The organism is Clavibacter lycopersici (assembly GCF_003576405.1).
In the GTDB taxonomy this organism is placed as follows: Bacteria; Actinomycetota; Actinomycetes; order Actinomycetales; family Microbacteriaceae; genus Clavibacter; species Clavibacter lycopersici.
Genome location: NZ_QWGT01000162.1, coordinates 1 through 6,410 on the forward strand (window position 1 = coordinate 1; position 6,410 = coordinate 6,410).

A 6,410-nucleotide genomic window follows, 5' to 3' on the forward strand; every position below is an offset into this window, starting at 1 on the left:
GGCGCCTCGGCCGGTGGCCGCGAGCGCACCCACCGCCGCGTGAGCAGCGGCCGCTAGACCGCACGGCGCGCATCGCGCGCCGGCACGGCATCGAGGGCCCCCGTCCGTGGACGGGGGCCCTCCGTCGTCCACGCCCGCACACGCGACGACGCGTCCGTGCCCCGAGTCCCCGCAGCTGAGGCACCACCTGGGGACGGTCGCGGGGACGCCGCGCCGCATCCGGTTACGGTGTGCGAATGACTCGCGCCGCCCTCGCCACCCGTGGCCCCTACCGCAAGGGCCTGGAGCGCAGGGAGCTCCTCATCCGCACCGCCATCGAGGTGTTCGCCGAGCAGGGGTACCGCAGCAGCTCCCTGCGCGAGATCGCGTCCCGCGCGGAGATCACGCCCGCCGGCCTGCTGCACCACTTCAGCGGGAAGGAGGAGCTGCTCCTCGCCGTGCTGCAGCGCCGTGAGGAGCGCCTCGCCGCCGCCATCGAGCTGCACCGGCCGCGCAGCGTCGCGGAGCACGCGGCCGTCGTCATCGCCGACGGCGAGCAGAGCGCGTGCCTCACGCGCGTCATCGCCGTCGTCTCGTCGGAGGCGTCGGCCGCCGGGCACCCGCTGCACGAGCTCTTCCGCGAGCGCCGCGCCCGCGAGCTCGAGCGCATCACCTCCGGGGTCATCGTCGACCAGGCGCGCGGCCTCATCGACCCGCACCTCGACCCGGCCGCCGCGGCCGCGGTCGTGCTCTCGGCCATGGACGGCCTGCACGTGCAGCGCTGCTACGGCGTGGGGGCGGGCGCGAGCCAGGCCTTCGAGGACCTCCGTCGGCACTACCTGGAGCCGCCGGAGTTCGCGGAGCGGGCCGCCGCGGTCTGAGCCGGCCCTCGGCATCACCATCGGCCCGCGCCCTCGGCGCGGGCCGATCGCCGTCCGGGCGGCGCGTCCGCTCGGGTAGCAGGTCCGCTAGGGCAGCACGCCCACCGAGGCGAGGGCCGCGCGGAGGAGCGCGCCGCGGCCGCCCTCCATGTCGGCCGAGACCGCGTCGGACGCGGCCTCCTCGGGCGTCATCCACGTGATCTCGAGGGCGTCCTGGCGCGGATCGCACGTGCCGGTGACCGGCACCACGTAGGCGAGCGAGACGGCGTGCTGCCGGTCGTCGGTGTACGGGCTCGCGCCGGGGAACGGGAAGTACTCGGCGACCGAGAACGGCGTCGGGCTCGCGGGGAGCTGCGGGAACGCCATCGGCCCGAGGTCCTTCTCGAGGTGGCGGAACAGCGCGTCGCGCAGGGTCTCGCCGTACATCACGCGGCCGGAGACGAGCATGCGCGTCATCTGCCCGGTGACCGTGGCCCGCAGCAGCACGCCGATGTCCTTGACCCGGCCCATGCCGTCGACCCGCACGGGCACGGCCTCCACGTAGAGCAGGGGCAGCCGCTGCCGGATCTGCGCCAGCTCCACGTCCGACAGCCAGCCGGAGTTCGGGTCGGGGATGTTCGGGTCCGGGGTGCGAACGGTCATGGTCCATTGTCACCCACGGCCGGAGCGCGCCGACCACCCGGCGCGCGGACCGGCTGACGGGCGGGTGCGGGACCCGCTGCCGGGGACGGGTGCGAGGATGGGCGCCCCGGACGACCCGCACCCCACCGAAGAGGACACCGTGACCGCTCTCCCGCTGGATCCCGACGCCGTCCTCTGGTCGGCCTCGTCCGCCGAGCTCGCCGACCGCCCGCTGCTCGTGCTGCTGCACGGCTACGGATCCCACGAGGGCGACCTCTTCGGGCTGTCGCCCTACCTGCCGCTCGGGCCGGTCGTGGCGTCGCTGCGCGGGCCCATCGCGCTGCAGGGCGGAAACGCCTGGTTCCCGATCGTGGCCGGATCCCGCGGGGACCCGGATCCCGCGGCCGCCGACGCCGCCGCGCAGGGCGTGCTCGACTGGCTCGACGCGCTGCCCGCGCGGCCGCGCTCGGTGGGGCTCCTGGGGTTCAGCCAGGGCGGCGCCACCGCGCTGCAGCTGCTGCGGCTCGCGCCCGGCCGGTTCGCGTACGCCGTGCAGCTCAGCGGGTTCTCGGTGCGCGGGGAGCACGCGGGCGACGAGGCGCTCGAGGAGGACCGCACGCCGGTCTTCTGGGGACGCGGCACGGCCGACCAGGTGATCCCGGACGACGCCGTCGCCCGCACGCGCGACTGGATCGGCGACCACACCGACCTCACCGAGCGCATCTACGAGGACCTGCCGCACTCGGTCTCGGCGGCCGAGCTGCGGGACGTGTCGGCGTTCATCCGGGAGCACGCGGGCTGACGCGCGGCCGCTCGCGCGGCCGTCGTCCGCCGGACGTCGGGCCGGACTCCTGCGCGGCGCATTGTCGGTGGTCCGGAGGAGGATGAGCAGATGGATCCCGTCCTCGCGCGCTTCTCCCCGGCCACCCGGGAGTGGTTCGAGGGCGCGTTCCCCGGCCCCACGCCCGCGCAGGTCGGCGCGTGGGAGGCCGTGCAGAAGGGGTCGCACGCTCTCGTCGTGGCGCCCACCGGGTCGGGCAAGACGCTCGCGGCGTTCCTGTGGTCGATCGACCGGCTGGCCTCGCGGCCCGCGCCGGAGGATCCGATGCGACGCACGCGCGTCCTCTACATCTCCCCGCTGAAGGCCCTCGCTGTCGATGTCGAGCGGAACCTGCGGTCCCCGCTCGTGGGCATCGTGCAGACGGCGAAGCGGCTGGGGGCCGACCCGCCCGAGGTCACGGTGGGCGTGCGCTCCGGCGACACCCCGGCGGCCGACCGGCGCTCGCTCGCGAAGACTCCGCCCGACATCCTCATCACCACGCCCGAGTCGCTGTTCCTCATGCTCACCTCGGCCGCGCGCGAGACGCTGGCCGGGGTCGAGACGGTCATCGTCGACGAGGTGCACGCGGTCGCCGCCACCAAGCGCGGCAGCCACCTCGCGCTCTCGCTCGAGCGGCTCGACGCGCTGCTGGAGAAGCCCGCGCAGCGCATCGGGCTGTCGGCCACCGTGCGGCCGCCCGAGGAGGTGGCCCGGTTCCTCGGCGGGCGCTCGCCGGTGTCCATCGTGTCGCCGAGGAACACCAAGGAGTTCGACCTGCGGGTCATCGTGCCGGTGGACGACATGACCGAGCTCGGCACCACCGCGCCGCTCGAGGGGTCGGCGGCGCAGGGGGACGCGCCGCAGCAGGGATCCATCTGGCCGCACGTGGAGGAGGGCATCGTCGACCTCGTGCTGCAGCACACGTCGTCCATCGTCTTCACGAACAGCAGGCGGCTGGCGTAGCGGCTCACGGCCCGGCTCAACGAGATCTACACGGCCCGCATCGAGGACGGGCGGATCGACGCGGAGGGGAACGCGGTCGTGAGCGGATCCGCCGAAGCGCCCGCGACCGCCGTCGCCGTGCCGGTGCTGGCGGGTGCCGCCGCCGGATCCGGGTCGTCGCGCGCCGTGGACGCCACCGCCTTCTCGGCCACGCGTCGCGCACCCGCGCGCCCGCCGGCCGAGCTCATGGCGCAGGCCGGGAGCATGGAGGGTGCTGATCCCGTGCTCGCCAAGGCGCACCACGGTTCCGTGTCGAAGGAGCAGCGCGCCCTCATCGAGGACGACCTGAAGTCCGGCCGGCTGCGCTGCGTGGTCGCCACCTCGAGCCTCGAGCTCGGGATCGACATGGGCGACGTCGACCTCGTCGTGCAGGTCGAGGCGCCGCCGTCGGTCGCGAGCGGGCTGCAGCGCGTCGGCCGCGCCGGGCACCAGGTGGGCGAGGTCTCGCGCGGCGTCATCTTCCCCAAGCACCGGGCCGACCTCATCCACTCGGCCGTCGCCGCCGAGCGCATGGCGAGCGGGCAGATCGAGTCGCTGCGCGTGCCCGCCAACCCGCTCGACGTGCTCGCGCAGCAGACGGTCGCGGCCGTGGCGCTCGAGCCGCTGGGCGTCGAGGAGTGGTTCGACATCGTGCGGCGGAGCGCGCCGTTCGCGACGCTGCCGCGCTCCGCGTACGAGGCCACGCTCGACCTGCTGAGCGGCCGCTACCCGTCCGACGAGTTCGCGGAGCTGCGGCCGCGCATCGTGTGGGATCGCGACGAGGGGACCATCGAGGGGCGGCCCGGGGCGCAGCGGCTCGCGGTCACCTCCGGCGGCACCATCCCCGACCGCGGCCTCTTCGGCGTGTTCATGGTCGGCGAGAAGGCGTCGCGCGTGGGCGAGCTCGACGAGGAGATGGTCTACGAGTCGCGCGTCGGCGACGTGTTCGCGCTGGGGGCCACGAGCTGGCGGATCCAGGAGATCACGCACGACCGCGTGCTGGTGACGCCCGCCTTCGGCGAGCCCGGCAAGCTGCCGTTCTGGAAGGGCGACGGGCTCGGCCGGCCGCTCGAGCTCGGGCGCGCCATCGGGGCGTTCGTGCGGGAGCTGTCCGGATCCGCGGTGGACGACGCCCGGGCCAGGGCCGGCCGCGTGGGCCTCGACGACCGCGCCGTCAACAACCTGCTCGCGTTCCTCGACGACCAGAAGAAGGCCACCGGCCACGTCCCGAACGACCGCACCCTCGTGGTGGAGCGGTTCCGCGACGAGCTGGGCGACTGGCGCGTGGTGCTGCACTCGCCCTACGGGATGCAGGTGCACGCGCCGTGGGCGCTCGCGGTCGGCGCACGCGTCACCGAGCTGTACGGCATCGACGGCGCCACCATGGCCAACGACGACGGCATCGTCGTGCGCATCCCCGAGACCGACGGCGAGCCGCCGGGAGCGGACCTCTTCGTGTTCGAGCCGGACGAGCTGGATGCGATCGTCACGCGCGAGGTCGGCGGATCCGCCCTGTTCGCGTCGCGGTTCCGCGAGTGCGCCGCCCGCGCGCTCCTGCTCCCCCGCTACAACCCCGGCCGCCGCTCGCCGCTCTGGCAGCAGCGCCAGCGCGCGTCGCAGCTGCTCGACGTCGCGCGGAAGTTCCCCGCGTTCCCCATCGTGCTCGAGACCGTGCGCGAGGTGCTGCAGGACGTCTACGACCTGCCCGCGCTCACGTCGCTCGCGAAGGACATCGAGGCCCGGCGCATCAAGATCGTCGAGACCACGACGGAGGACGCGTCGCCGTTCGCGCGCAGCCTCCTGTTCAGCTACGTCGGCGCGTTCATGTACGAGGGCGACAGCCCGCTCGCCGAGCGCCGGGCCGCCGCGCTGTCGCTCGACGCGGGCCTGCTCTCGGAGCTGCTCGGCCGGGCGGAGCTGCGCGAGCTGCTGGATCCGGCGGTCATCGCGCGCACCGAGCTGGAGCTGCAGCGCACCGCGCCCGACCGGCGCGCGAAGGGCCTCGAGGGCGTGGCCGACCTGCTGCGGATCCTCGGGCCGCTCGACGCCGAGGAGGTCGCCGCGCGCCTCGAGCCCGAGGAGGCCGGATCCGCCGGGGACCACCTCGACGCGCTGGTCGCGGGCAGGCGCGCGCTCCGCGTCTCGTTCGGCGGGCGGGCCCGCGTGGCCGCCATCGAGGACGCGAGCCGGCTGCGCGACGCCCTCGGGGTGCCGCTGCCGATCGGCACACCGCTCGCGTTCGTCGAGCCCGTGGCGGATCCGCTCGGCGACCTCGTCGGCCGGTACGCGCGCACCCACGGGCCCTTCACCATCGCGGATGCCGCCACCGCCATCGGGCTCGGCTCCGCCGTCATCGCCGACACGCTCGCCCGGCTCGGCGCGCAGCGGCGCGTCGTCGAGGGCGAGTTCCGGCCGGGCGCCTCCGGCAGCGAGTGGTGCGACGTCGAGGTGCTGCGGCGCCTCCGCAGCCGGTCGCTCGCCGCGCTCCGCAGCGAGGTCGAACCGGTCGAGCAGGCGGCGTTCGCCCGGTTCCTGCCGGCCTGGCAGCACGTGGCCGGCGCCGATCGCGAGCGCGGGCTGCGCGGGGTCGACGGCGTGCTGCAGGTCGTCGAGCAGCTCGCGGGCGCGCCCGTGCCCGCATCCGCGTGGGAGACGCTCGTGCTGCCCGCCCGCGTGCGCGACTACACGCCCGCCATGCTCGACGAGCTGACCTCCACGGGCGAGGTCATCTGGTCGGGCGCCGGCACGCTCGCGGGCGCCGACGGCTGGGTCAGCCTGCACCTCGCCGACCAGGTCGCCCTCACGCTGCCCGAGCCCGACGCGCACGACACCGACGAGCTGCAGCGCGAGGTCCTCACCACGCTCGGCACGGGCGGGGGCTACTTCTTCCGGCAGCTGAGCGACGCCGTCGGATCCACGGACGACACGGCGCTCGTCACGGCGCTGTGGGACCTGGTGTGGGCGGGCCTCGTCACGAACGACACGCTCTCCCCGCTGCGGGCGCTGCTCGCGGGCGGATCCACCGCGCACAAGACGCCGCAGCGCGCGCCGCGCGGGCGGATGTACCGGGGCGGGCGGATGCCGCGGCCGGACATGCCCACGCGCACCGGGCCGCCGACCGCGGCCGG

General features: G+C 75.2%; 3 protein-coding genes and 1 pseudogene. 3 read left to right on the plus strand and 1 reads right to left on the minus strand.

The genetic code is table 11. The annotated features are described in order from the left end of the window. Window positions 1-236: 236 nt before the first annotated feature. Window positions 237-860, plus strand: a complete 624-nt coding sequence (locus DZG00_RS10845) for a TetR/AcrR family transcriptional regulator (protein WP_119383161.1) — start codon at window positions 237-239, stop codon at window positions 858-860. Window positions 861-947: 87 nt separating this feature from the next. On the opposite strand, the gene DZG00_RS10850 is transcribed toward DZG00_RS10845, so the two are convergent. Then, window positions 948-1,502, minus strand: coding sequence for an NUDIX hydrolase family protein (locus DZG00_RS10850; protein WP_012297862.1), 555 nt, complete (start codon window positions 1,500-1,502; stop codon window positions 948-950). Between the two features lie 139 nt (window positions 1,503-1,641). On the opposite strand from DZG00_RS10850, the gene DZG00_RS10855 reads away from it, so the two are divergent. Both DZG00_RS10855 and DZG00_RS10860 read left to right on the plus strand, forming a co-directional pair. Next, window positions 1,642-2,283 carry an alpha/beta hydrolase gene (locus DZG00_RS10855; protein ID WP_119455614.1) on the plus strand — a complete coding sequence of 214 codons (642 nt, stop codon included), beginning with the start codon at window positions 1,642-1,644 and terminating at the stop codon, window positions 2,281-2,283. 90 nt (window positions 2,284-2,373) lie between these two features. Then, window positions 2,374-6,410: pseudogene (locus tag DZG00_RS10860) on the plus strand (Lhr family ATP-dependent helicase); the annotation flags it as partial.

Coding starts and splice junctions, on each gene's coding strand:
- DZG00_RS10845 (WP_119383161.1), top strand. CDS start 237: ATGACTCGCGCCGCCCTCGCCACCCGTGGCCCCTACCGCAAGGGCCTG.
- DZG00_RS10850 (WP_012297862.1), bottom strand. CDS start 1,502: ATGACCGTTCGCACCCCGGACCCGAACATCCCCGACCCGAACTCCGGC.